This window comes from Bradyrhizobium sp. SEMIA, from assembly GCF_014844175.1.
Classification (GTDB): domain Bacteria; phylum Pseudomonadota; class Alphaproteobacteria; order Rhizobiales; family Xanthobacteraceae; genus Bradyrhizobium; species Bradyrhizobium arachidis.
This window is the reverse complement of the sequence record NZ_CP046601.1, coordinates 4474872-4497021: the sequence shown is the minus strand read 5'-3', so window position 1 is coordinate 4497021 and position 22150 is coordinate 4474872. Positions and strand designations below refer to the sequence as shown.

Genomic DNA, 22150 nt, shown 5'->3' with positions numbered 1-22150 from the left:
ACCGTCAGAAGTCGAAATTGATCATCTTCTTCATCACCATGATGCCGATCGACATCCAGATGACGCAGCAGACCAGCATGAACTGGCCGGTCGGATGGGTCCAAAGCAGGGAGATGTATTGCGGCGTCGTGAGATAGACGAGGAACATCACGATCGGCGGCAGCGAGCCGATGATGCCGGCGGAGGCCTTGGCTTCCATCGACATCGCCTGAATCTTCTCCTTCATCTTCTTGCGGTCGCGCAGCACCTTGGAGAGGTTGCCGAGCGCTTCGGAGAGGTTGCCGCCCGACTTCTGCTGGATCGATACCACGATGCCGAAGAAATTGGCTTCCGGCAGCGGCATGCGCTCGTAGAGCCGCGAGCAGGCCTCGCCAAGCGGCATGCCGATCGCCTGCGTCTCGATGATGGCGAGGAACTCGCTGCGCAGCGGCTCCGGCGAGTCGGCGGCGACGACCTTGATCGATTCGAACAGCGGCAGGCCCGCCTTGATGCCGCGTACGATGACGTCGACCGCATCGGGCAGCGCCTGCAGAAACTTGGTTTCGCGGCGCTTCTTCAGGAAGCCAAGCGCCCAGCGTGGCAGGCCGAGGCCGGCGGCAAAGGCGAGGCCGCTGGCGCCGAGCAGACCGCCGCCGCCGAACATAACGGCGGCGAAGCACACGGCCGCCACGATGCCGGAGACGATCCAGAATTTCTGCGGTGTCCAGTCTAGCCCCGCCTGCGACAGGCGGACGCTGAGCGAGGCGCTCTTCTCCTGGAGGCGCCGGGCCTCGAGATCCTTGAGCGTGGACTCCACCTGCTCGCGGCGCGAGCGTTGCGTTTTCTCGGCCTGGCGCGCGGTCGGCGCCTCGGCGCGCGCGATCGAGGCACGGCGGCTTTCGGCCTTTCGTTCCCCCGACAGCAGCGGATAAAGGAAGACCCAGGCGATGCCACCGACGGCGGCGGTGGCGAGGAAGGCGAGGGCGAGGACCTGCATGTTCATGGCGCGCTGACCTGCTTACGTCTTCGGCGCCACTTCCGCAGCGTCAAGCGCGGCGGCAAGGCGCTTCTCGTCGCCATAGTAGCGGGCTCGCTCCCAGAACTTCGGGCGGCCGATGCCGGTCGAGCGGTGCCGGCCGATGATCTTGCCGTTGGCGTCCTCGCCGACCATGTCGTAGAGGAAGATGTCCTGGGTGATGATGGTGTCGCCTTCCATGCCCATCACCTCGGTGATGTGGGTGATGCGGCGCGAGCCGTCGCGAAGACGCGCGGCCTGGATGATAACGTCGATCGAGGCGCAGATCATCTCGCGAATGGTTCGCGAGGGGAGGGAGAAGCCGCCCATCGTGATCATGGATTCGCAGCGCGACAGCGCCTCGCGCGGGTTGTTGGCGTGCAGCGTGCCCATCGAGCCATCGTGGCCGGTGTTCATGGCCTGGAGCAGGTCGAACGCCTCGGGTCCGCGGACCTCGCCGACGATGATGCGTTCGGGGCGCATACGCAGGCAGTTGCGCACCAGTTCGCGCATGGTGACCTGGCCCTCGCCCTCAATGTTGGGCGGGCGGGTTTCCAGCCGCACCACATGGGGCTGCTGGAGCTGGAGCTCGGCGGCGTCCTCGCAGGTGATGACGCGCTCGTCGTGCTCGATGTAGTTGGTGAGGCAGTTGAGCAGCGTGGTCTTGCCCGAGCCGGTACCGCCAGAGATCAGCACGTTGCAGCGGACGCGGCCGATGATCTGGAGGATCTCGGCGCCCTCCGGCGAGATCGCGCCGAACTTGACGAGCTGATCCAGCGTCAGCTTGTCTTTCTTGAACTTGCGGATGGTGAGTGCGGGCCCGTCGATCGACAGCGGCGGCACGATGGCGTTGACGCGGGAGCCGTCGGCGAGACGCGCGTCGCAGATCGGCGAGGATTCGTCGACGCGCCGGCCGACCTGGCTGACGATGCGCTGGCAGATGTTGAGCAGCTGCTGGTTGTCGCGGAAGCGGATGCCGGTGCGCTGGATCTTGCCGCCGACCTCGATGTAGACGGTGTTGGCGCCGTTCACCATGATGTCGGCGATGTCGTCGCGCGACAGCAGGGGCTCGAGCGGGCCGTAGCCGAGCACGTCGTTGCAGATGTCGTCGAGCAGCTCTTCCTGCTCGGCGATCGACATCACGATGTTCTTGATCGCGATGATCTCGTTGACGATGTCGCGGATTTCTTCGCGCGCGGATTCGGAATCGAGCTTGGCGAGCTGGGCCAGGTCGATGGCCTCGATCAGCGCGCCGAAGATGGTGGCCTTGACCTCGTAATAATTGTCCGAGCGGCCAAGGCGACTTTGACAGAAGAGCTTAACAACCTGGCGGCCGTACACCGATGACGACGCGCGACACCGTCGGCGCCGGAGCCGGGGTCGGCTCTGGCGACACGGCGCCGGGCTTGGGGGCCCGAAGGTCGGTGTCTGTTCCGCTACGCTTACCGAACACTTAACGACTCCATGCGGCGGCCTATTTTCCCCGCAACTTCTCAATCAGCGGTGAAAGCAGGGACGACTTTTGTTTCTTCGTCTCGCTGCGGCCGGTCAGGCGCTGGGCGATCTGAAGGAACATCTCGATCGACTTGTGGTTGGCGGAGATCTCCGCGATCATCTGGCCGTTGTTGGCCGCCGAGCCGAAGATCTGAGGCTCGAACGGGATCGAGACCACCGGCTGGCTCTCGATCGCCTTGGCGAACTCCGCCGCGGCGATTTCGGGCCGTTTGGGGACGCCGACCTGGTTCAGGCAGTACAGCGGCGGCCGGTCGTTGGGGCGCGAGGCCTTCAGCAGGTCGAACAGGTTCTTGGTGTTGCGCAAGTTGGCGAGGTCGGGCGCCGCGACGATCAGGATGTCGTCGGCCCCGATCAAGGCGCGCTTGGTCCAGCCCGACCATTGGTGGGGGATGTCGAGCACGATGCAGGGCATGGTGGAGCGCAGCGTGTCGAACACGGCATCGAAGGCGTCGGTGCCGAAATCATAGACCCGGTCGAGCGTCGCCGGCGCAGCCAGCAGGCTGAGATGGTCGGTGCATTTCGACAGCAGGCGGTCGATGAAGGCGGTGTCGACGCGATCAGGCGAGAACACGGCGTCGGCAATGCCCTGCGGCGGGTCCTGGTTGTAGTCGAGCCCGGCGGTGCCGAAGGCGAGGTCGAGATCGGCGACCACCGCGTCCATCGCGAGGTCGCGCGCGATCGCCCAGGCGACGTTGTGGGAGATGGTGGAGGCTCCGACGCCGCCCTTGGCGCCGACCACGGCGATGATGCGGCCGACCGCCTTGGCTTCCGGCGCCGAGAACAGGTTGCAGATCGAGCGGACGACGTCGATCGGGCCGACCGGCGCGAGCACGTAATCGCTGACGCCGCGGCGCACCAGCTCGCGATAGAGCATGACGTCGTTGATGCGGCCGATCACGACCACGCGGGTGCCGGCGTCGCAGACGGTGGCGAGCTGGTCGAGCCCGCCCAGGAGGTCGTTGCGGCCGTCGCTCTCGAGCACGATCACGTTCGGCGTCGGTGCCGAGCGGTAGGCCTCGATCGCGGCCGCCATGCCGCCCATCTGGATCTTCAGATGGGCCTTGCCGAGACGGCGATCCTCGCCGGCCGACTGCACCGCGGCAGCGGTCTCCACGGTCTCGCAGAAGGCCTGGACCGAAACACGCGGCGCAGGCGCAATATGCTCCTCGACCGGCGGCGGGGCCTCCGGCTGCTCTTCTTGGGTCTGGCGAGCGTAGCTGATCATTTGCCGGTGTCGCTGAGTTTGGCCCTGTCGGATTCGGGATAGGTTGTCGCCGTCGTCGTTCCCTTGCGATATTTCTCGAAGGCCGTGATGCGACGCGCCGTGTAGGGCGGAGTTTCAGGCCGCGGCTGCTCGAGATCCGACGGATTGTCGACCATCGCCGCCAGATTGCGCTGATAGGCGCAGCCGTAGTTGTAATAGTCCTTGTTCTCGAACCAGCTCTTGTTCTTCATCGACGGTCCGATGTCCTCCGGCCACAGGCCGCAGGGACCCGCGACCGCGGCGATCCTGGAATAAGTGAGCCGGATCGGCGGCAGGAAGCGCCTGTCGTCCGGCTGGTAGGGACGAACGTTGATGCCGCGCGGGGGGATGCCGGCTCCCGCCAGCATGGCCTGGATCTCACGCATCGTCTCCGCGACCGGGCGCGCATTGGGCGTGCCGGACGGCACGTCGATGCGGATCGCACCGGTGCCTTCATGCAGCCAGGCCGACGCGACGCCCATCACGTCGGCGCGCTGGGCGGCGGTCAATCCGCCGCGGGCATGGCCGACGAAGACGACGATCGAGCGGTTCTGCTCCTCGATCGCGATCGGATGGCGCTGCCTGTAGTCGTCGGGAATCGAGGCGGTCGTGACCTCGTCGTGCTGGCAGCCGCCGAGCGCGAGCGCCATGCCGACGAGCGCGCCACCGAGGCGGATGGCGCGTTTGCGAAGCTGGGGTGGTCTAGTCATCATCGTGAAGTCCCCGTTCCGCTCAGTCGGTAATGAAGCCGTAGGTGCCGCGGTAGTTCTTGGCCGGTTCGGTCCGGCCGGGCACGCCGTAGATGCGGTTGATGTTGCCGATCAGCTCAGCCTGCGGATCGGCGGGCGCTGCGAAGCCGTCATCCGGCCGCGACAGGTCCTTTGGTGCCGTTGCGCGAACAACGTAGGGCGTTACGATCACGACCAGCTCGGTCGCGTTGTTGACGAAGTCGCGGCTGCGGAATAGCGTGCCGAGGATCGGGAGCTGCATCAGGCCCGGCAATCCGCTGACCGCCTGCCTGGTTTGCTGCTGGATCAGGCCGGCCATCGCCATCGCGCCGCCGGAGGGAATTTCCAGCGAGGTCTCGGCGCGGCGGGTCCTGATCGAAGGCACCGTCAGCGAGTTCACGGAGGTCGAGGTCACCGCCTGGGACAGCGTGATCGCATTTTCGTTCGAAAGCTCCGAGACCTCGGTCATCACCCGCAGGCTGATCTTGCCCTCGCTCAGAACGACCGGGGTGAAGTTGAGCGAGATGCCGAACTTCTTGAAGCTGATCTGGGTGGTACAGACATGCGTGGTGGGATCGCACGCATAGCCTGCCGGCACCGGGAATTCGCCACCGGCGATGAAGGTCGCGGACTCGCCGGAGATCGCGGTGAGGTTCGGCTCGGCCAGCGTGCGGATCACGCCCGCGGTTTCCATCGCGCGAAGGGTGGCCTGCACCGACGGGGCCCCGCCGAATTTCGCGGTCAGATTGTTGCCGTCGACGAGGTTGTGACCGAGCGCCGTGAACGGATTGGTGTTGGTGAAGCTCACCACCGAGGTGCCGTAGTTCAGGTTCGCAGTCAGGTCGATGCCGAGCTGCTTGACGATGCTGCGCTGGACCTCGGCCACCGTCACCTTCAGCATGACCTGGTCGCGGCCGCGGATCACGATCGAGTTCACCACCTTGTCGGCGCCGCCGGCGAGCCGCGCGGCGAGATCGTTGGCCTGCTGCGCTTCGAGCGGATTCGCCGCCGAGCCGCTCAGCACGACACCGTCGCCGAGCCCGTCGATCTGGATGTCGGCGTTCGGCAGGACCTGCTTCAGCGCGGCGCGCACGCCATTGAGATCGCGCTTGACCGCGATGTCATAGGCCGCGATCTGCTGGCCGGCGGAATCGAAGAACACGATGTTGGTCTGGCCGACCGAGGCGCCGATGATGTAGGCGCGCTGCGCCGAGCGGACCACCGCATTGGCGATCTTGGGGTCGGCGACCAGCACGTCCTTGATGTCGCGCGGCAGGTCGATCACGATGGACTTGCCGACGCCGAGCGAGAGGAAGCGCGCGTTCATCTGGCCGTCGGCCGCGACCGGCGTCACGGGGCGATAGTCGGCGGCGACCACGGGGGTGAGCACCGGGTTCAGCGTCAGCGCAAGAGCGGCCGAGAACGACAGGGCGCGGACCAGTGAGGTTCGCATCGTCGCCAAATCTGCCCTGCATTTCATATCGACAGTCCTCATCGTGCCTTCGCGGTCGAGCTCGGGATACCGTAGCGAATGATCGAAACGCCATCGCGCTTCTGCAAGGAATCGTCGAGCGTGATCTCGCTCATCTTGACGTCGGCGATGCTGCGCAGCGCCAGCGACAGCGTTCCGGCCTGACGGGCCGAGGACAGCGCCTGGGTCTGTGCCGGATTGAGCTCGAGCGTGACGGTCTTGCCGACCACCGTGTTCTGGCCGTCCTTCTCCTTCGGAGCCTGGTCGATGGCCAGGACGCGGACGTTGGACAGGATGATCTCGGAGGTGACGATATCGGGCGCGCCGCTGCTCTGGTCGGGGTTCTTCAGGCGGCGGGTCAGAAGCACGTCGACGCGATCGTTGGGCAGGATGAAGCCGCCCGCGCCGGTCTCCGGCGAGATCTCGGTCGAGATCGCCCGCATGCCGCTGGGCAGGATGGCCGCCATGAAGCCGGAGCCCTCGGCCTTGACCAGCTTCTGGTCGCGGATCGGTTCACCCTGGATGAAAGGCGCGCGCGCGATCGAGCCGGTCACCTGGGTGGCGCCCTCGGGACGCTCGTTGCGGCGAATGAAAGTGGAGCTGGCAGTCGCGGCCGGCCAGGTCTGCCATTGCACATCGTCCGGCTTCACGGTCTGACCGAGGCCGATGTCGTTCTTGGCGACTAGGACGTCGACAGTCGGAAGCTGCGGAGCTTGCGCCACTTGGGTCGGCGCAGAATTGTCCGAGCCGCTCGCCAGATACGCGGCGACGCCGCCGGCGCAGATGGCAACCGTCAGGACGACAATGCGTGCCCTATTCATACGCTTCACTTTCCAACAAAACGCCGCGACGCTGCCGCCGCCGTAATCGGCAGTTGACCAGCTATTCGTCAAAGCATGGTTAATGAGGCGTATCTAAATCGCCTTAACGCCTGGTTTACCCGGCGTGTTCAGCGCAGTGCGAAGTGAGTAAGGTCGATCGCCTTCACCCACTCGGTCTCCGGATAGACCATCAGCGCGCCAAGCGTGAGCGCAATGCCGTACGGAATGCCGGTTTCCTTGTCGTGCAGCCGCGCAAGCCAGGCCTGGCCGGCGAGGCCAAAGGGCAGCGGCCATTGCCGGAACTGGAGCAGAAGCAGCGTCAGCGCGCCGCCGAACAGCGAGGCGTAGAGCAGGAAGTCCATCAGCGGCGCGAAGCCGAACCACAGCGCGACGGAAGCTGCGACCTTGGCGTCGCCGCCGCCCATCCAGCCCATCGCAAAGCAGGTGAAGGCCACGGCCAGCAGCAGCGCGCCGGCGCCGACATGGCTGAGCATCTCGTAAGGTGCCATGCCACCTGCGAAAGCGAGCACGAAGAACCCCGCCACCAGCGCCAGCGACACGCGGTTCGAGATCGTCATCGTGAAGAGATCGCTCGCGGCGGCGAAGGCCATCAGGGCCGGAAAGAGCAGAAGGCGCGCAAGGTCGAGGATCATGGGCGTCTTGAGGCCTGTTCTTGAGCCTGGGTTCGTCGCGGGATCGGGCGTCGCGCGATGCTAGCCGGCAGTGCTAAACAAACCGACAACGGCGGCGGCCCTGAGGGCATAAGCCCGCCGAAAGCGCGTTCACCAGAAGCTGGCAATGCGCGCGGCGAGCGCGACCGTCGCAAGCAGCAGCGCAAGGCAGACCCAATAGGCCGGCGAGCCGGTCTGTGCCGCCTCCGCTTCGTTTGCCGCGACCGCGGCATCGGTTGTGTACTTGCGCAACGCCACTGGAACTCGCCGTCTTCGCAAAAAAACAAAGGCCCCGGAGGTCCGGGGCTTTTGCCGTCGTGTCGCGGGGCTTACTTCAGCGAGGAGCTGATCGAGCCGAACTTGGTGTTCATCGTGCTGCCGAGGTTGTTGACGACAGTGATGATGGCCAGCGCGATACCGGCGGCGATCAGGCCGTATTCGATGGCGGTGGCGCCGGATTCGTCCTTCGCGAAACGCGCAATCAGATTCTTCATGAACGTAACTCCATCTGGTGTGTGTGTTCGCCTCGTTCGGCGCTGTCGTTGACGCGCCGAACATGAGAGCCGAGCTCTTTCGGTAGAGTTAATTCGATCGCGTAAACACGCGTCCTGCACGGCGCTTTTGGCCAGAGTGAATGTCGCCTTAAGGCGCAAGCTGCAATTCGCCTCGGTTCCGGACCCGCCGCAAGCGCAGCATCGGCTTCACCGTCCCTTAAATTTCGCGGAGTAGGCCTAGGCAGGACCAGAGTTCAGAAGAGAGGCGACGATGTCGAGCCTGCCCATGCAAGTCGCCCTGATGCTCGGCGAGACCATCGAGAAGGTTATCCCCGTCACCTTCGCGCTCGCGGTGGTTTTCACGGTGCTCGAACATTTCTGGGCCTGCAATCCCGGTCCGTCGTGGTGGCGCAAGCGGGAGATCGTCACCGACATCTGCTACTGGTTCTTCGTTCCGGTGTTCGCCCGCACCATGCGGATCGGGCTGCTGATCGTCACCGCCGGCATCGTCTTCAACATCCACGACGCCGACGAGCTGATCGCCTTCTACGACAACGGCCACGGCCCGCTCTCGCAACTGCCGCTCTGGGTCCAGGGCGTCCTGTTCCTGGTGCTGGCGGACTTCATGCTGTACTGGCTGCACCGGCTGTTTCATGGTGGCGAGTTCTGGAAATACCACGCCATCCATCACTCCTCCGAGGAGATCAGCTGGATCTCGGCGGCCCGCTTTCATCCGGTCAACCTGGTGCTCGGCACGATCGGCGTCGACGTCGTGCTGCTGATGGCCGGCATCTCGCCGAACGTGATGATCTGGGTCGGCCCGTTCACCACCTTCCATTCGGCCTTCGTGCACGCCAACCTGAACTGGACCTTCGGGCCGTTCAGATACGTGCTGGCGACGCCGGTGTTCCACCGCTGGCACCACACATCGCTCGAGGAAGGCGGCGACACCAATTTCGCCGGCACCTTCCCGATCTGGGACGTGCTGTTCGGGACCTTCCGCATGCCGAAGGGTGAGCTGCCGAAGGACTACGGCAAGGACGAAGCGACCATGCCGAAGGAGATCGCCGGCCAGCTCGCCTATCCGTTCCGGCGCTAGAGGCGGGGTCCGGCGCCTTCGAGTGCCGCAAAATGCCCGTCCGTTCAAACAATAGTCGGCGAATTTGCGGAACGTTCACGAATTAAAGGCAGGTTAGCGGTGTCGGGCACCGGCTCCGCTGTTATCTGTTCGCTTCTGCCGGTCTGTGACGTCCCGGGGGTAAGAGTATGCGTAAAGAGTTGCTGCGCCGTCATGCGCGCGTCTGTCTTCTGGTTGCGGCTGCGGTGCTGGCATCGCCTTCTGCCGGCCTTGCCGAGCCGACCGCCGATACCATCGCGGTCAATGTCGACCAGGCTAAGCTGGTCCGGCTTCCGGGCAAGGTGGCGACCATCGTGGTCGGCAATCCCTTGATCGCGGACGTCACACTCCAGCCCGGCGGCATGATCGTCGTGACCGGGAAGGGTTATGGCGCCACCAATTTCATCGCGCTCGACCGCAGCGGCGAGATCCTGGTCGACCGCCAGATCCAGGTCGAAGGCCCGAGCGACCGCCTCGTCACCGTCTATCGCGGGATCGAGCGCGAGTCCTACAGCTGCATGCCGCTTTGTCAGCGCCGCGTGACGCTGGGCGACAGCGACGCCTATTTCAACAACACCATGAGCCAGGCCGGTTCGCTCGCCAGCACTGCCAGCGGCAATGCCGGCGGCGGTGGCGGCGGCCCCGCCAAGACCAACTAGCAAGACGAACTGGCACGATTTGCCCGGGCAGGATCGCTGGTCCTGCCCGCAACGTTGCTTGCGGCAAGCCTCGTTTCTGCGAACCGCTGGTGGTTAACGCGCCGTTAACGGTGCGGTCCGGCGGGTGCGGATCGCCTGAAACACTTAAACAATCAGTTTCCGCTATTGAACGCGGCAGATGATCGTCCGCTGCTGGGGAATTTGACGCGATGCCATCGCCTGCGCCTACGAGGTTCACGCTGCTTGCCGCGCTGCGCCGGTTTCGCCGCAACCGCCGCGGCTCCGCAGCCGTCGAGTTTGCATTGGTCGCACCGGTCTTCTTCGCGCTGCTGTTCGCCATCATCGAGGTGGCCATCATGTTCTTCGCAAGCCAGGTGCTCGAAACCGTCACGCAGAGTTCCGCCCGCGTGTTGCTGACTGGGCAGGCGCAATCCGGTACGGTGACGGCCTGCGCGGTATCCGGCGTGAGCACGCCCTGTTCGCAGGCGACATTCAAGACCTACGTCTGCAGCCAGATCCCAGCGCTGTTTGATTGCAGCAAGCTGTCCATCGACGTTGTGAGCGCGGGCTCGTTCGGAGCGTTGAGCCTCACCAATTATGGCGATTCCTGCAGCTTCAGCCCAAGCGGCGTGCAGTACAGTCCCGGAGGCTCCGGCCAGGTCGTCGTGGTGCGGCTGTTCTATCAGTGGCCGCTCATCGTCACCGGCCTCGGCTTCAACATGGGGTGCAGCAACAAGCGGTTGCTGGTGGCGACTGCCGCATTCAAGAATGAACCGTTCTGAGACAGATGGACCCGAGCTGACCAATGCAGGCGATTGCGAATATCTGGAGGAATGCCCGTAGCGCCGTGCGCGAGTTCGTCGCCGACAGGCGTGCACTCGCGGCGACCGAGTTCGCCGTCATCGTTCCGGTCATGCTGGTGATGTTCTTCGGCACCGTCGAGTTCTCGTCGGCCGTGGCCGTCGATCGCAAGGTCACATTGATTGCACGAACCCTGTCCGATTTGACGTCGCAGTCGATCAAGCTCGCCGATAGCGACATGCAGGACGCGTTCACCGCAAGCATATCGATAGTGCAGCCTTACGACGCCACTCTCGTGAAGGGCACGATCTCGCAGATCTACATCGATGCCGACAGCATTGCCACGGTCCAGTGGAGTAAGTCCGGCACCATTGCGAGCGGAGCGACGCAGGCGACACTGGCGAACTCTGCCCGGAAGGCCGGCGATAAGGTCACCTCGATGATCCCCGCGGCGCTCCTGGTTCCGTCGACCTACCTCATCCTCGGCGAGGCGAATTACACTTACTCACCCACGATAGGCTATGTGTTGAAGACGAGCCTTCCGCTGGGCGATGTTGCCTACACGCGGCCGCGGCAGACCACCTGTGTGCCCTACAACAGCGTGCCGTCGTCGTGCTGATATCTGCGAGCAGGCGCGAACATGAAAAAAGGCCGTGCACTCCGCCCGGCCTTTTCTTTTGACTTGTCGATTTGCTGACTTGTTCGCTCGAGCCTTTCGGGCCGTGAGCGGTGACTCAGCCGGCGGCGCGGAGGTTGTCGGCTGCCTGCTTGCCGGAACGACGGTCGGCCACGATCTCGTAGGAGACCTTCTGGCCTTCGCGCAGCGAGCCGAGGCCGGCGCGCTCGACGGCGCTGATGTGAACGAACACGTCGTTGCCGCCGTCGTCGGGCGCAATGAAGCCATAGCCCTTGGTCGCGTTAAACCACTTCACGGTTCCCATGCTCATGGGGGTAGTCCCTTCTCAGATACACAATGTAAAAGCCCGCTCGCGCAGGCAGGTTAGATCGAATTTTTGGAAGGGTCGTCAGCGTGTCTGAACCGGCTGTACCGGTGGATGCTAATGTCGTCCGGCCGAAAATCGATTAATTCATTTTATTGGAAATAGGGCCTCAGAACAATCCTGACGTGCACGATTTTTTGATCCGCCGCGATGTCCGCGGCAGATCAGCATACAGGTCAGAATTTTAATTCCGCGCTCGCGCGCCGGAGTCGATCAGCGGCGGCGGAACTGACCGCCGCGCTGCGGCCCGCCTCGCGGCGGTCCGCCGGCTGTTGCGGGACGTTCGTCCTTGTGGCGGAAAATCAGCCGGCCCTTCTCGAGGTCGTAGGGCGACATCTCCACCGTCACGCGGTCGCCCGCCAGCGTCTTGATGCGGTTCTTCTTCATCTTGCCGGCGGTGTAGGCGACGATCTCGTGTCCGGCGTCGAGCTGCACGCGGTAGCGCGCGTCGGGGAGGATTTCGGTGACCAGTCCTTCGAACTGGATCAGCTCTTCCTTAGCCATGTGGTTGTCTCCAGTCGGTGGACGGCTAGTGCGAATGAGGATTGCGGTTCGGTCGACCGGCGGGACGGCTCTCGCGACGCAAAAAGGCAACGCCTTGTATTCCATCAGGCTTGCCTGCGCTATGCGCGGGACGCTGTTCCGACCGATCGGTTGGTGAGGAGTTCATCTTACCACCGGAACCGCGGCGACGGCGAGACCCCTTGGAGGCCTTGTGGCCTTCACCGGGCCTGCCATCAACAGGTCTGCCCTCGACATGGCGTCCTTCGCCGGGCCTTCCGTCGACATGCCGTCCTTCGCCCTGCCGGCCGGCGCTGTGGTGTCGGCCGTCGGCATGCCTTTCGTCGGTACGCCGTCCGTCACCGTGCCGTGCGCCCTGCGGACGCTGGCCCGGGCGGCCGCCGGCCGGCCTGTCGTTGTTGCGGCGGCGGGGGGCAGCCCACGAAAGCGGGCGTCTCGAACCATGCAGCCCCGAGCACGTTCGGTAGCCTTCGTCCTTCAGCAGCTTGGTCAAGAAGGCCGGCTTGGCCGAGAAATCAACCTGGAGAATGCGCTGGTTGATCCGCTCGGCGGTCGAGGAGACCGGGGTCACCGCGACGCGGGCGGGGTCACGCAGCATGGAATCGGCAAGCTCGGCGATGTCCTTCGGCATGGTGGCCGAGAAGAACAGCGTCTGCCGCTTGATCGGCAGCTTGGCGACGATTTTGCGGATGTCGTTGATGAAACCCATGTCGAGCATGCGGTCAGCCTCGTCGAGCACGAGGAATTCAACGCTCGAGAGCTTCAGTCCGTTGCTCTGCACGAGATCGAGCAGGCGGCCCGGGGTCGCGACCAGCACGTCGACGCCCTGCATCAGGGAACGGACCTGTCGGCCCATCGGCACGCCGCCGATGGCGAGCGTCGAGGACAGGCGGATGTGGCGGCCATAGGCGTTGAAGCTGTCGAGGATCTGCCCGGACAGTTCCCGGGTGGGCGACAGCACCAGGACGCGGGCCGTCTTCGGCTGCGGCTTGATGCGGTTCTCGAGCAGGCGATGCAGGATCGGCAGCGCGAATGACGCGGTCTTGCCGGTGCCGGTCTGGGCGATGCCGACCACGTCGCGGCCGGTCAGCGCCAGCGGAATGGTTTGAGCCTGGATCGGGGTGGGAGTGACGTAATTCTCTTCGCGAAGAGCGCGGGCGATCGGTTCGGCGAGGCCGAAGTCCTGAAACGAAGTCAAAAGACGGGTTCTTTCCATGTCAAAAGCGGACGCCCGGCGCATCTGGCGCGGCGTACGCAAAAGGGTGTCGAGAAGACACCTGCGTGTTTGGGGTGTCGGATGGCTTGGGAGATATGGGGCAAGCCAGAGGCCCGAAGGGGGCTTAAGAACACGCGGCTCGCTACGACCCCTTGATTCGCAAGAGGTTTCGCTTGCTCATATGGAACATTGAGCGGGCGCTTTCAAGGCAAGCGTGCCCGAAACGGCGATTGCGGTGCAGAAATAGTTATGCCGGAAATTTAGCCAGAGGGGACATTTTGCTTACGAAATGATCTGCCTGCCGCTTTCGCATACATTTCAATTGCTCGTTATTTAGGCGATATGACTGCGGCGAAACTTTGATTAATGGCAATTCTTTAAGCAATAACAAAAGCTTGGTGGGTGCCTCGGGCATGGCACGGTTCTTGCGATTCCGTTAATCGCAGGCGGCCGTGGGGCCGTTTCGCAGCGTATTCACGCCTGCGTCAGGGAGACGAGACACTCATGTTTAACAAATCCACTCACGATATAGCGGCATCATTCAGCCGCCGCGGCGTGCTCGCCGCGACCGCCGGCCTGATGCTCGGCCTGGCTTCCATTTCCGGTGCGAAGGCCGCGGACGACACCATCAAGGTCGGCGTGCTTCATTCCCTGTCCGGCACTATGGCCATCAGCGAAACTACGCTGAAGGACACCATCCTCTTCCTGATCGACGAGCAGAACAAGAAGGGCGGCGTGCTCGGCAAGAAGCTCGAGGCCGTCGTGGTCGATCCCGCCTCGAACTGGCCGCTGTTCGCCGAGAAGGCCCGCGAGCTGATCACCAAGGACAAGGTCTCGGTCGTGTTCGGCTGCTGGACCTCGGTGTCGCGCAAGTCGGTGCTGCCGGTGTTCAAGGAGCTCAACAACATCCTGTTCTATCCCGTGCAGTACGAGGGCGAGGAGTCCGAGCGTAACGTGTTCTACACGGGCGCTGCGCCGAACCAGCAGGCGATCCCCGCCGTCGACTATCTGATGAAGGAAGAGAAGGTGAAGCGCTGGGTGCTCGCGGGCACCGACTACGTCTATCCGCGAACCACCAACAAGATCCTGGAAGCCTATCTGAAGTCCAAGGGTGTCGCCCAGGAAGACATCATGATCAACTACACGCCGTTCGGTCATTCCGACTGGCAGACGATCGTCGCTGACATCAAGAAGTTCGGCTCGGCCGGCAAGAAGACCGCGGTGGTCTCGACCATCAACGGCGACGCCAACGTTCCCTTCTACAAGGAGCTCGGCAACCAGGGCATCAAGGCCAAGGACATCCCGGTGGTCGCGTTCTCGGTGGGTGAGGAAGAGCTCGCCGGCATCGACACCAAGCCGCTGGTCGGCCATCTCGCCGCCTGGAACTACTTCGAGTCGATCAAGAACCCGGCCAACGAGAAGTTCATCAAGGACTGGCAGACCTACACCAAGAACCCGAAGCGCGTGACCAACGACCCGATGGAAGCGCACGTGATCGGCTTCAACATGTGGGTGAAGGCCGTCGAGAAGGTGAAGTCGACCGATCCGGACAAGGTGATCGACGCGCTTCCCGGCATCGAGGCGCCGAACCTGACCGGCGGCACCTCGAAGATGCTGCCGAACCACCACATCACCAAGCCGGTGTTCATTGGCGAGATCAAGGGCAACGGCCAGTTCGACGTGGTCTGGAAGACCCCGAGCCTCGTTGCCGGCGATGCCTGGTCGAAGGAGCTCGACGGCTCCAAGGACCTGATCGGCGACTGGGTCGGCAAGAAGTGCGGCAACTTCAACACCAAGACCAACAAGTGCCTCGGCTCCGGCTCCTGATCCGGACCTGACGTCTATCGCACGATGGGAGAAGACGGCTATTCCGCCGTCTTCTCCCCACTTCTGCCGGGGTGATCCACAGTGCCAACCAATCTATCCGCTCGTCTCTGTACGTTTGTTCTCTCGCTATTCCTGATCGCGTTCGCGCTGCCGGCCTTCGCCGGCCCGTTCGAGGATGCGGTCGCCAAATTCGCCAACGACGAGTTTTCCGACACGGAAGAGGCGATCGGCGTGATCGCCGGCAGTGGCAACAAGCTGGCCTTCCCGATCATCAGCGCGCTCCAGGACGGCCGCCTCATGGCCGATCCCGATAGCAAGAAGGTTTACGTCACCGGTGCCGACGGCAAGTCGATCGACGCCGCAACCGGCGAGCCCGTCGCCAGCGTTCCCGACAGTGCGAGCGCGGTGCGTCTCAACAACCGCCTGCGCCGCAGCGTCGACGCAGCGCTGGGCAGCCTGACGCTGCAATCGCCGGATCTGGCGACGCGCCTCCAGGCCGCGCAATCCGTCTTCAAGTCGCACGAGGAGACCGCGCTCGACGCGGTCGATGCCGCGCTCGCCAAGGAGACCAACAAATCGGTCAAGGCGGCGCTCGGCGAGGCCCGCGCGGCGATCCTGCTGTTCAAGTCCGACGCCAGCGAGGTCGAGAAGCTCGAGGCGGTCGGCGACCCTCAAGGCGCGCGGCGACCAGGAGGCCTTGGCGCTGCTCACCGGCATGGGCGATCAGCCGGCCTCGGTCGACCAAAGCCGCGGCCAGCGCGATCAGCTCGATCCAGTCGTCGCTCGCGGTCTGGTCCACGGTGCAGAACGCCTGGTACGGCCTCTCGCTCGGCTCGGTGCTGCTGCTCGCCGCGATTGGCCTTGCCATCACCTTCGGCGTGATGGGCGTCATCAACATGGCCCATGGCGAGATGGTGATGTTAGGGGCCTACACCACCTTCGTCGTGCAGGAGGTGATCCGCACGCGTTATCCCGCATTGTTCGACTATTCGCTGCTGATCGCCGTGCCGCTCGCCTTCCTCGTCGCCGGCGCGATCGGCGTCTTGATCGAACGCAGCATCATCCGCTTCCTCTACGGCCGTCCGCTGGAGACGCTGCTCGCGACCTGGGGTCTGTCACTGGTGCTGCAGCAGGCCGTGCGCACCATGTTCGGCCCGACCAATCGCGAGGTCGGCAACCCCTCCTGGATGAGCGGCGCCTTCGAGCTCGGCCAGATCACCATCACCTATAACCGGCTCTGGATCCTCTGCTTCACGCTCGCCGTGTTCGCGATCCTGCTGGCGATGCTGCGCTACAGCGCGATCGGTCTCGAGATGCGCGCGGTGACGCAGAACCGCCGCATGGCGGCTTCGATGGGCATCGCGACCTCGCGCGTCGATGCGCTGACCTTCGGTCTCGGCTCGGGCATTGCCGGCATTGCCGGCGTGGCGCTGTCGCAGATCGACAATGTCAGCCCGAATCTCGGCCAGAGCTACATCATCGACAGTTTCATGGTCGTGGTGTTCGGCGGGGTCGGCAATCTCTGGGGCACGCTGGTTGGCGCCTTCACGCTCGGCATTGCCAACAAGTTCCTGGAGCCGGTCGCCGGCGCCGTGCTCGGCAAGATCGCAATCCTCGTTCTCATCATCCTGTTCATTCAAAAGCGCCCGCGCGGATTGTTCGCGCTCAAGGGCCGTGCGGTGGAAGCATGACCCCTCACATGCTGACCCGATCGCTGGACCGCGGTGCGACGATCTTCCTTGCGATCGTCGCGGCCTGCGGCATCCTCATCCCGCTCTCCAATTTGCTGCTGCCCGCAGGCTCGTTCCTTCAGGTGCCGACTTACCTGGTCGCGCTGTGGGGCAAATATGTCTGCTACGCCATCCTGGCACTGTCGATCGATTTGATCTGGGGCTATTGCGGCATCCTCTCGCTCGGCCACGGCGCCTTCTTCGCGCTCGGCGGCTACGCGATGGGCATGTACCTGATGCGGCAGATCGGCACCCGCGGCGTCTACGGCAATCCTGTTCTGCCCGACTTCATGGTGTTCCTGAACTGGCAGAAGCTGCCCTGGTACTGGTACGGCTTCGACATGTTCTGGTTCGCGGCGCTGATGGTGCTGGTCGTGCCCGGCCTGCTCGCCTTCTGCTTCGGCTGGCTCGCCTTCCGCTCCCGCGTCACCGGCGTGTACCTGTCGATCATCACGCAGGCGATGACCTATGCGCTGCTGCTCGCCTTCTTCCGCAACGATTTCGGCTTCGGCGGCAACAACGGCCTGACCGACTTCAAGGACATCCTCGGCTTCAACGTGCAGGCCGAAGGCACCCGCGCGGCGCTGTTCGCGCTGAGCTGCCTGGCGCTGATCACCGGCTTCCTGATCTGCCGCGCCATCGTCTCGTCCAAGCTCGGTAAGGTCTTGATCGCGGTGCGCGATGCGGAATCGCGCACGCGCTTCCTCGGCTACCGCGTCGAGTCCTACAAGCTGTTCGTGTTCACGGTGTCGGCGTGCATGGCCGGTGTCGCCGGCGCGCTCTACGTCCCGCAGGTCGGCATCATCAATCCCAGTGAGTTCGCCCCCGGCAATTCGATCGAGGCGGTGATCTGGGTCGCGGTCGGCGGCCGCGGCACGCTGGTCGGCGCTGCGCTCGGCGCCGTCGTCGTCAACTACGCCAAGACGTTCTTCACCTCCGGCGTGCTCGCGCCGTACTGGTTGTTCATGCTGGGTGCGCTGTTCATCCTGGTGACGCTGCTGCTGCCCAAGGGCATCGTCGGTACCTTCAATGCCTGGTGGGACCAGACAAAGGAAAAGCGCGCGGCGACTTCGGCGAGCGCCGCGGCTGAAGACGGCGTCACCCAACCGAAGATGGCGGAGTAAGCGGTCATGAACGTCATGGATACCCGCGCGACCTCCGCAATGCTTTACCTGGACGGCGTGCACGTCTCGTTCGACGGCTTCCACGCCATCAACAACCTGTCGCTGACGCTCGAACCCGGCGAGATGCGCGCCATCATCGGCCCGAACGGCGCCGGCAAGACCACGATGATGGACATCATCACCGGCAAGACCAAGCCCGACGAGGGCACGGTGCTGTTCGACGGCGTCACGGACCTGACGCGGCTCGACGAGACCCGCATCGCCGAGCTCGGTATCGGCCGCAAATTCCAGAAGCCAACCGTGTTCGAGAGCCAGACCGTGCAGGACAATCTCCTGCTCGCGCTCAACGTCGATCACTCGGTCCGCGGCACGCTGTTCTGGCGCGGCAGCAAGGCGGAGTCCGAGCGCATCGACAAGGTGCTGGAGACGATCCGCCTCACCGAGGCGCGCAACCGCCTCGCCGGCAGCCTCAGCCACGGCCAGAAGCAGTGGCTCGAGATCGGCATGCTGCTGGCGCAGGATCCGAAGCTGCTCCTCGTCGACGAGCCCGTCGCGGGCATGACCGACGTCGAGACGCATCTCACCGCGGAGCTCTTGAAAGAGATCAATAAGACCCACACCGTGATGGTGGTCGAGCACGACATGACATTCGTGCGCGAGCTCGGCGTCAAGGTCACCTGCCTGCACGAAGGCACGGTGCTGGCGGAAGGTACCATCGACCAGGTCTCGTCCAACGAGCGGGTCATCGAAGTCTATCTGGGACGCTGAGCAATGCTTGAGGTCAAGGACATCAACCTGTTCTACGGCGCGGCGCAGGCGCTGCGCGGTGTGTCGATTTCGGCGGAGCCCGGCAAGGTGACCTGCGTGCTCGGACGCAACGGCGTCGGCAAGACCTCGCTGCTGCGCGCCATGGTCGGGCAATACCCGATCTCCTCGGGCGCGATCGTGCTCGACGGCAGCGACATCACCGGCCTCAAGCCCTATGAGCGCGCCCGCAAGGGCATCGGCTTCGTGCCGCAGGGCCGCGAGATATTTCCGCTCTTGACGGTCGAGGAGAACCTCAAGACCGGCTTCGGCCCGCTCAAGCGCGAGGACAAGCACATTCCGGACGACGTGTTCTCGCTGTTCCCGGTGCTGCAATCCATGCTCGGCCGCCGCGGCGGCGACCTCTCCGGCGGCCAGCAGCAGCAGCTCGCGATCGGCCGCGCGCTGGTGATGCGGCCAAAACTGCTGCTGCTCGACGAGCCGACCGAGGGCATCCAGCCCTCGATCATCAAGGACATCGGCCGCGCCATCTCGTATCTCCGAAACCTCGGCAACATCGCCATCGTGCTGGTCGAACAATATCTCGACTTTGCCTGCGAACTCGGCGACAGTTTCGCGGTGATGGATCGCGGCGCGGTGAAGTTCACCTGCGACCGCTCCAATCTCGACCCGAGCGAGATCAGCCGCCAGATGGCGCTGTAGCCCGGAAATTTGCCGCGACCGGCTGGGGAGGCGGATGCGCAGTGAGCTATCAGCCATGTCCGGAGTTTTCGAGGCGAACCGCGCCCGTGGCGCGGTGCGTTTCGATGTCCATGCCCGCGATGGCGTCACGCGACGCGGGACCTTGCATGAATCCGGCTCGCTGCGCGTACGGTTTCCGTCGCCGGAAGGCGAGGGGCTGTCCGGCGTGTTCGTCAACACCGCCGGCGGAGTCGCCGGCGGCGATCGTTTCGACATCGAGATCGCGGCCGCCGATGCCGCGCGCCTGACATTGACCACGGCGGCCGCCGAAAAGGTCTATCGCGCGCCGGGCGCGGCGGCGCAGCTCAACATCGGCTTGAAAGTCGCGGCGGGTGCGCATCTCGCCTGGCTGCCCCAGGAGACCATCCTGTTCGATCGCGCCCGGGTCCATCGCCGTTTCGACATCGAGCTCGATAGCGCGGCGTCGCTCCTGCTTTGTGAAATTGTCGTATTCGGCCGCACCGCGATGGGCGAGCGGATGGAGCAGGGCGAGTTCGTCGACCGCTGGCGGCTGCGTCGCGGCGGGAAGCTGGTGTTCGCCGAGACGGTCCGGCTCGATGGCAATATAGGCGCCAAGCTTGGGCGATCCGCCGTAGCCAAAGGCGGCGCCGCGATCGGCACGGCGCTGATCGTCCCTGGCGATGAGGCCCTGGTCGAAAAAATCCGCGAGGCCTCGGATTCATTCTCCGGCGAGGTCGGAATCTCGGCCTGGAATGGCTTTGCAATGGCGCGGTTCTGTGCCCAAGATGCGGCGCGCTTGCGCGCCGACATGATGGCGGTGCTGGCGCGCACCGGTGCGGCCTTGCCGCGGCTCTGGCTGAATTGATGCGTTGAACGGAAGAGATTTTTCATGAACCTGTCTCCCCGCGAAAAGGACAAGCTTCTGATCTCGATGGCCGCCATCGTGGCCCGCCGCCGGCTGGACCGCGGCGTCAAGCTCAACCACCCCGAGGCGGTCGCGATCATCTCCGATTTCATTCTCGAAGGCGCGCGCGACGGCCGCACTGTCGCCGAGCTGATGCAATCAGGCGCGCAGGTGCTGACCCGCGACCAGGTGATGCCGGGCATTCCCGAGATGATCCACGACATCCAGGTCGAGGCGACTTTTCCTGACGGCACCAAGCTCGTCACCGTGCACGAGCCGATCAGGTAGTTTTGAATTCGTCATTCCGGGGCGCCCGCAGGGCGAACCCGGAATCCAGAAATTGTTGATCGAGATTCCGGCCTTCTCGCTGCGCGAGCCCCGGAATGACGAGGAGGATAGAATGATCCCCGGCGAACTCTTCATCCAGGACGGCGAGATCGAGCTCAATGCGGGCCGCAAGACCGTGACGCTCACGGTCGCCAACACCGGTGACCGCCCGATCCAGGTCGGCTCGCACTACCATTTCTTCGAGACCAACCCCGCGCTGAAGTTCGACCGCAAGAAAGCCCGCGGCATGCGCCTCGACATCGCCGCCGGCACCGCCGTCCGCTTCGAGCCCGGCCAGACCCGCGACGTCCAGCTCGTCGCGATGGCCGGCAAGAAGACCATCTATGGCTTCCGCGGCGACGTCATGGGGAAGCTGTGAGCTCAACAGGAACGAGCATGACGCGGCACCGTTGAGGCGAAAACGGAGGAATTTGCCATGCTGTCGCCAATTCGCCTCATCTCCGAAGCTGCTGAACTCGCTGCGCGCCGCCACAACGGCATGGCGCGCAAGGGGCGCGGCAACGAGCCCTATATCAATCATCTCGCCGAGGTCGCGAACCTGCTCGCGAGCGCGACCGACGGGGCCGATGCCGAGCTGGTTGCGGCCGGTTGGTTGCACGATACGATCGAGGACACCGACACCACACGCGAAGAGCTTGCGCAGACATTCTCAGAGCGTGTCGCCTCCCTCGTCGTCGAATGCACCGATGACATGAGCCTGCCGAAAGCCGAGCGGCGGCAGAAGCAGATCGAGGACGCTCCGCACAAATCCCCCGGCGCAAAGCTGATCAAGATCGCCGACAAGATCAGCAATATCGGCGCCCGCATTCAGACCGATCCGACCAACGAGGAGCGCGACGATCTCGCCGACTACACCGGTTGGGCCGAGCAGGTGGTCGCCGGCTGTCGCGGCGGCAATCCATGGCTCGACACGAAATTCGACGATGCCGTGAAAGCAGCGAGGGCTTTGCTGTGAGTCAGCTTGCCGCGCTGGCGAAACGTTGTGCCCTTTCGGCGTGCGTAGGCCTCTCGTTTGGCCCGCCGCAGGCCAATGCGGACGAGGCTCGATGGCGTCTGTTCGACCAGGGAACGGACGCACTTCTTGCGATTGCAGATACCGACGAGCCCGGTGACGCTTTCGGCCTGCCGCTGCTGTCCTGCACCCAGAAGACCGGCTACGTCAGCATCGAAGGCGAAGCCAAGGAGGGCATTCGCACGGTCATGGCGGAGAGGATCCGGACAGATCAGGCACCCTGGATCAACGTAGCGCCGGATGCCAATGCGGAATCCGCGACCATCGATCTGTTTTATTCTTTCATCGACGGATGGCGCTACAAATTCGGCGTTCAAGTCAGCCACAAGATGTTCGACCGCTTCAAGCGCGATGGTGTCATCGACTTCAAGTTCGGCAAGGCCGAGGTCCACGAGGAATTCAAGGTTGGTCTCGACAATGTCGGCAAATTTCTCGATCTTTGCGCGAGCTCCACGAAGTGAGTGCGAGATCGCGGCTGCACGTAT

The 22150-nt window shown here is 64.1% G+C and carries 25 protein-coding genes and 1 pseudogene; 14 read left to right on the top strand and 12 right to left on the bottom strand.

Going from position 1 to position 22150, the window contains the following annotated elements; translation table 11 throughout:
- Positions 1 to 4: 4 nt before the first annotated feature.
- From FOM02_RS21940 to FOM02_RS21900, 9 genes are all read right to left on the bottom strand, one after another.
- Positions 5 to 982, bottom strand: a complete 978-nt coding sequence (locus FOM02_RS21940; RefSeq protein ID WP_027561209.1) for a type II secretion system F family protein — start codon at positions 980 to 982, stop codon at positions 5 to 7.
- A gap of 15 nt (positions 983 to 997) precedes the next feature.
- Positions 998 to 2335 (bottom strand): CpaF family protein, encoded by a 1338-nt coding sequence (locus FOM02_RS21935; protein ID WP_265442122.1) that lies wholly within the window; start codon positions 2333 to 2335, stop codon positions 998 to 1000.
- Between the two features lie 133 nt (positions 2336 to 2468).
- Positions 2469 to 3734 carry an AAA family ATPase gene (locus tag FOM02_RS21930; RefSeq protein WP_027561207.1) on the bottom strand — a complete coding sequence of 422 codons (1266 nt, stop codon included), beginning with the start codon at positions 3732 to 3734 and terminating at the stop codon, positions 2469 to 2471.
- Positions 3731 to 4465 (bottom strand): CpaD family pilus assembly protein, encoded by a 735-nt coding sequence (locus FOM02_RS21925; protein ID WP_027561206.1) that lies wholly within the window; start codon positions 4463 to 4465, stop codon positions 3731 to 3733. Before FOM02_RS21925 ends, FOM02_RS21930 begins: the two co-directional genes overlap by 4 nt.
- Before the next feature lie 19 nt (positions 4466 to 4484).
- The gene (locus FOM02_RS21920; RefSeq protein WP_027561205.1) at positions 4485 to 5960 is read right to left on the bottom strand and encodes a type II and III secretion system protein family protein; all 1476 of its coding nucleotides are present in this window, start codon (positions 5958 to 5960) and stop codon (positions 4485 to 4487) included.
- An 11-nt stretch (positions 5961 to 5971) separates the two neighbouring features.
- Entirely contained in the window at positions 5972 to 6772 is an 801-nt protein-coding gene (cpaB, locus tag FOM02_RS21915; protein WP_027561204.1) for a Flp pilus assembly protein CpaB, read from the bottom strand.
- A 128-nt stretch (positions 6773 to 6900) separates the two neighbouring features.
- On the bottom strand, positions 6901 to 7425 hold the full coding sequence (locus FOM02_RS21910; protein WP_027561203.1) for an A24 family peptidase: 525 nt from the start codon (positions 7423 to 7425) through the stop codon (positions 6901 to 6903).
- 129 nt (positions 7426 to 7554) lie between these two features.
- Positions 7555 to 7701 carry a hypothetical protein gene (locus FOM02_RS21905; RefSeq protein WP_167336537.1) on the bottom strand — a complete coding sequence of 49 codons (147 nt, stop codon included), beginning with the start codon at positions 7699 to 7701 and terminating at the stop codon, positions 7555 to 7557.
- Between the two features lie 71 nt (positions 7702 to 7772).
- Positions 7773 to 7937 (bottom strand): Flp family type IVb pilin, encoded by a 165-nt coding sequence (locus FOM02_RS21900; RefSeq protein ID WP_008546920.1) that lies wholly within the window; start codon positions 7935 to 7937, stop codon positions 7773 to 7775.
- Between the two features lie 271 nt (positions 7938 to 8208).
- On the opposite strand from FOM02_RS21900, the gene FOM02_RS21895 reads away from it, so the two are divergent.
- The 4 genes from FOM02_RS21895 (at position 8209) to FOM02_RS21880 (ending at position 11133) form a co-directional block, all read left to right on the top strand.
- Positions 8209 to 9036, top strand: coding sequence for a sterol desaturase family protein (locus FOM02_RS21895; RefSeq protein ID WP_027561202.1), 828 nt, complete (start codon positions 8209 to 8211; stop codon positions 9034 to 9036).
- Positions 9037 to 9203: 167 nt separating this feature from the next.
- Positions 9204 to 9713: a pilus assembly protein N-terminal domain-containing protein gene (locus FOM02_RS21890; RefSeq protein ID WP_027561201.1), complete on the top strand. Its 510-nt coding sequence runs from the start codon at positions 9204 to 9206 to the stop codon at positions 9711 to 9713.
- Between the two features lie 209 nt (positions 9714 to 9922).
- On the top strand, positions 9923 to 10495 hold the full coding sequence (locus FOM02_RS21885; RefSeq protein ID WP_027561200.1) for a TadE/TadG family type IV pilus assembly protein: 573 nt from the start codon (positions 9923 to 9925) through the stop codon (positions 10493 to 10495).
- 23 nt (positions 10496 to 10518) lie between these two features.
- Positions 10519 to 11133, top strand: coding sequence for a TadE/TadG family type IV pilus assembly protein (locus FOM02_RS21880; protein ID WP_027561199.1), 615 nt, complete (start codon positions 10519 to 10521; stop codon positions 11131 to 11133).
- Positions 11134 to 11248: 115 nt separating this feature from the next.
- Here the strand turns inward: FOM02_RS21880 and FOM02_RS21875 are convergent, their stop codons facing one another.
- The 3 genes from FOM02_RS21875 to FOM02_RS21865 all read right to left on the bottom strand — a co-directional run bounded on the left by FOM02_RS21875 (position 11249) and on the right by FOM02_RS21865 (position 13277).
- On the bottom strand, positions 11249 to 11461 hold the full coding sequence (locus tag FOM02_RS21875) for a cold-shock protein (RefSeq protein WP_027561198.1): 213 nt from the start codon (positions 11459 to 11461) through the stop codon (positions 11249 to 11251).
- 267 nt (positions 11462 to 11728) lie between these two features.
- Complete coding sequence (gene infA / locus FOM02_RS21870) at positions 11729 to 12019, bottom strand: translation initiation factor IF-1 (RefSeq protein ID WP_008546913.1); 291 nt, start codon at positions 12017 to 12019, stop codon at positions 11729 to 11731.
- 25 nt (positions 12020 to 12044) lie between these two features.
- A complete protein-coding gene (locus FOM02_RS21865; protein ID WP_265442201.1) occupies positions 12045 to 13277 on the bottom strand; it encodes a DEAD/DEAH box helicase in 1233 nt (410 codons plus the stop codon).
- A gap of 480 nt (positions 13278 to 13757) precedes the next feature.
- On the opposite strand from FOM02_RS21865, the gene urtA reads away from it, so the two are divergent.
- The 10 genes and pseudogenes from urtA to FOM02_RS21815 all read left to right on the top strand — a co-directional run bounded on the left by urtA (position 13758) and on the right by FOM02_RS21815 (position 22126).
- Positions 13758 to 15080, top strand: a complete 1323-nt coding sequence (gene urtA / locus FOM02_RS21860; protein ID WP_027561196.1) for an urea ABC transporter substrate-binding protein — start codon at positions 13758 to 13760, stop codon at positions 15078 to 15080.
- Between the two features lie 81 nt (positions 15081 to 15161).
- A pseudogene (urtB, locus tag FOM02_RS21855) lies at positions 15162 to 16771 on the top strand (urea ABC transporter permease subunit UrtB).
- Entirely contained in the window at positions 16768 to 17934 is a 1167-nt protein-coding gene (gene urtC, locus FOM02_RS21850) for an urea ABC transporter permease subunit UrtC (RefSeq protein WP_027561194.1), read from the top strand. Before urtB ends, urtC begins: the two are co-directional and overlap by 4 nt.
- A gap of 6 nt (positions 17935 to 17940) precedes the next feature.
- The gene (gene urtD / locus FOM02_RS21845) at positions 17941 to 18702 is read left to right on the top strand and encodes an urea ABC transporter ATP-binding protein UrtD (RefSeq protein WP_018646608.1); all 762 of its coding nucleotides are present in this window, start codon (positions 17941 to 17943) and stop codon (positions 18700 to 18702) included.
- Positions 18703 to 18705: 3 nt separating this feature from the next.
- Positions 18706 to 19401 carry an urea ABC transporter ATP-binding subunit UrtE gene (urtE, locus tag FOM02_RS21840; protein ID WP_027561193.1) on the top strand — a complete coding sequence of 232 codons (696 nt, stop codon included), beginning with the start codon at positions 18706 to 18708 and terminating at the stop codon, positions 19399 to 19401.
- Between the two features lie 55 nt (positions 19402 to 19456).
- Entirely contained in the window at positions 19457 to 20266 is an 810-nt protein-coding gene (locus FOM02_RS21835; protein WP_416207777.1) for an urease accessory protein UreD, read from the top strand.
- Positions 20267 to 20290: 24 nt separating this feature from the next.
- Positions 20291 to 20593, top strand: coding sequence for an urease subunit gamma (locus FOM02_RS21830; RefSeq protein ID WP_027553946.1), 303 nt, complete (start codon positions 20291 to 20293; stop codon positions 20591 to 20593).
- A gap of 112 nt (positions 20594 to 20705) precedes the next feature.
- Positions 20706 to 21011, top strand: a complete 306-nt coding sequence (locus tag FOM02_RS21825; protein ID WP_026202067.1) for an urease subunit beta — start codon at positions 20706 to 20708, stop codon at positions 21009 to 21011.
- A 57-nt stretch (positions 21012 to 21068) separates the two neighbouring features.
- Entirely contained in the window at positions 21069 to 21608 is a 540-nt protein-coding gene (locus FOM02_RS21820; RefSeq protein ID WP_027561191.1) for an HD domain-containing protein, read from the top strand.
- Positions 21605 to 22126 carry a hypothetical protein gene (locus FOM02_RS21815; RefSeq protein ID WP_027561190.1) on the top strand — a complete coding sequence of 174 codons (522 nt, stop codon included), beginning with the start codon at positions 21605 to 21607 and terminating at the stop codon, positions 22124 to 22126. The genes FOM02_RS21820 and FOM02_RS21815 overlap by 4 nt, the downstream gene beginning before the upstream one ends.
- Positions 22127 to 22150: the final 24 nt, after the last annotated feature.

Coding starts and splice junctions, on each gene's coding strand:
- FOM02_RS21940 (WP_027561209.1), bottom strand. CDS start 982: ATGAACATGCAGGTCCTCGCCCTCGCCTTCCTCGCCACCGCCGCCGTC.
- FOM02_RS21930 (WP_027561207.1), bottom strand. CDS start 3,734: ATGATCAGCTACGCTCGCCAGACCCAAGAAGAGCAGCCGGAGGCCCCG.
- FOM02_RS21925 (WP_027561206.1), bottom strand. CDS start 4,465: ATGATGACTAGACCACCCCAGCTTCGCAAACGCGCCATCCGCCTCGGT.
- FOM02_RS21920 (WP_027561205.1), bottom strand. CDS start 5,960: ATGAAATGCAGGGCAGATTTGGCGACGATGCGAACCTCACTGGTCCGC.
- cpaB (WP_027561204.1), bottom strand. CDS start 6,772: ATGAATAGGGCACGCATTGTCGTCCTGACGGTTGCCATCTGCGCCGGC.
- FOM02_RS21910 (WP_027561203.1), bottom strand. CDS start 7,425: ATGATCCTCGACCTTGCGCGCCTTCTGCTCTTTCCGGCCCTGATGGCC.
- FOM02_RS21900 (WP_008546920.1), bottom strand. CDS start 7,937: ATGAAGAATCTGATTGCGCGTTTCGCGAAGGACGAATCCGGCGCCACC.
- FOM02_RS21895 (WP_027561202.1), top strand. CDS start 8,209: ATGTCGAGCCTGCCCATGCAAGTCGCCCTGATGCTCGGCGAGACCATC.
- FOM02_RS21890 (WP_027561201.1), top strand. CDS start 9,204: ATGCGTAAAGAGTTGCTGCGCCGTCATGCGCGCGTCTGTCTTCTGGTT.
- FOM02_RS21885 (WP_027561200.1), top strand. CDS start 9,923: ATGCCATCGCCTGCGCCTACGAGGTTCACGCTGCTTGCCGCGCTGCGC.
- FOM02_RS21880 (WP_027561199.1), top strand. CDS start 10,519: ATGCAGGCGATTGCGAATATCTGGAGGAATGCCCGTAGCGCCGTGCGC.
- FOM02_RS21875 (WP_027561198.1), bottom strand. CDS start 11,461: ATGAGCATGGGAACCGTGAAGTGGTTTAACGCGACCAAGGGCTATGGC.
- infA (WP_008546913.1), bottom strand. CDS start 12,019: ATGGCTAAGGAAGAGCTGATCCAGTTCGAAGGACTGGTCACCGAAATC.
- FOM02_RS21865 (WP_265442201.1), bottom strand. CDS start 13,277: ATGCGCCGGGCGTCCGCTTTTGACATGGAAAGAACCCGTCTTTTGACT.
- urtA (WP_027561196.1), top strand. CDS start 13,758: ATGTTTAACAAATCCACTCACGATATAGCGGCATCATTCAGCCGCCGC.
- urtC (WP_027561194.1), top strand. CDS start 16,768: ATGACCCCTCACATGCTGACCCGATCGCTGGACCGCGGTGCGACGATC.
- urtD (WP_018646608.1), top strand. CDS start 17,941: ATGAACGTCATGGATACCCGCGCGACCTCCGCAATGCTTTACCTGGAC.
- urtE (WP_027561193.1), top strand. CDS start 18,706: ATGCTTGAGGTCAAGGACATCAACCTGTTCTACGGCGCGGCGCAGGCG.
- FOM02_RS21835 (WP_416207777.1), top strand. CDS start 19,457: ATGTCCGGAGTTTTCGAGGCGAACCGCGCCCGTGGCGCGGTGCGTTTC.
- FOM02_RS21830 (WP_027553946.1), top strand. CDS start 20,291: ATGAACCTGTCTCCCCGCGAAAAGGACAAGCTTCTGATCTCGATGGCC.
- FOM02_RS21825 (WP_026202067.1), top strand. CDS start 20,706: ATGATCCCCGGCGAACTCTTCATCCAGGACGGCGAGATCGAGCTCAAT.
- FOM02_RS21820 (WP_027561191.1), top strand. CDS start 21,069: ATGCTGTCGCCAATTCGCCTCATCTCCGAAGCTGCTGAACTCGCTGCG.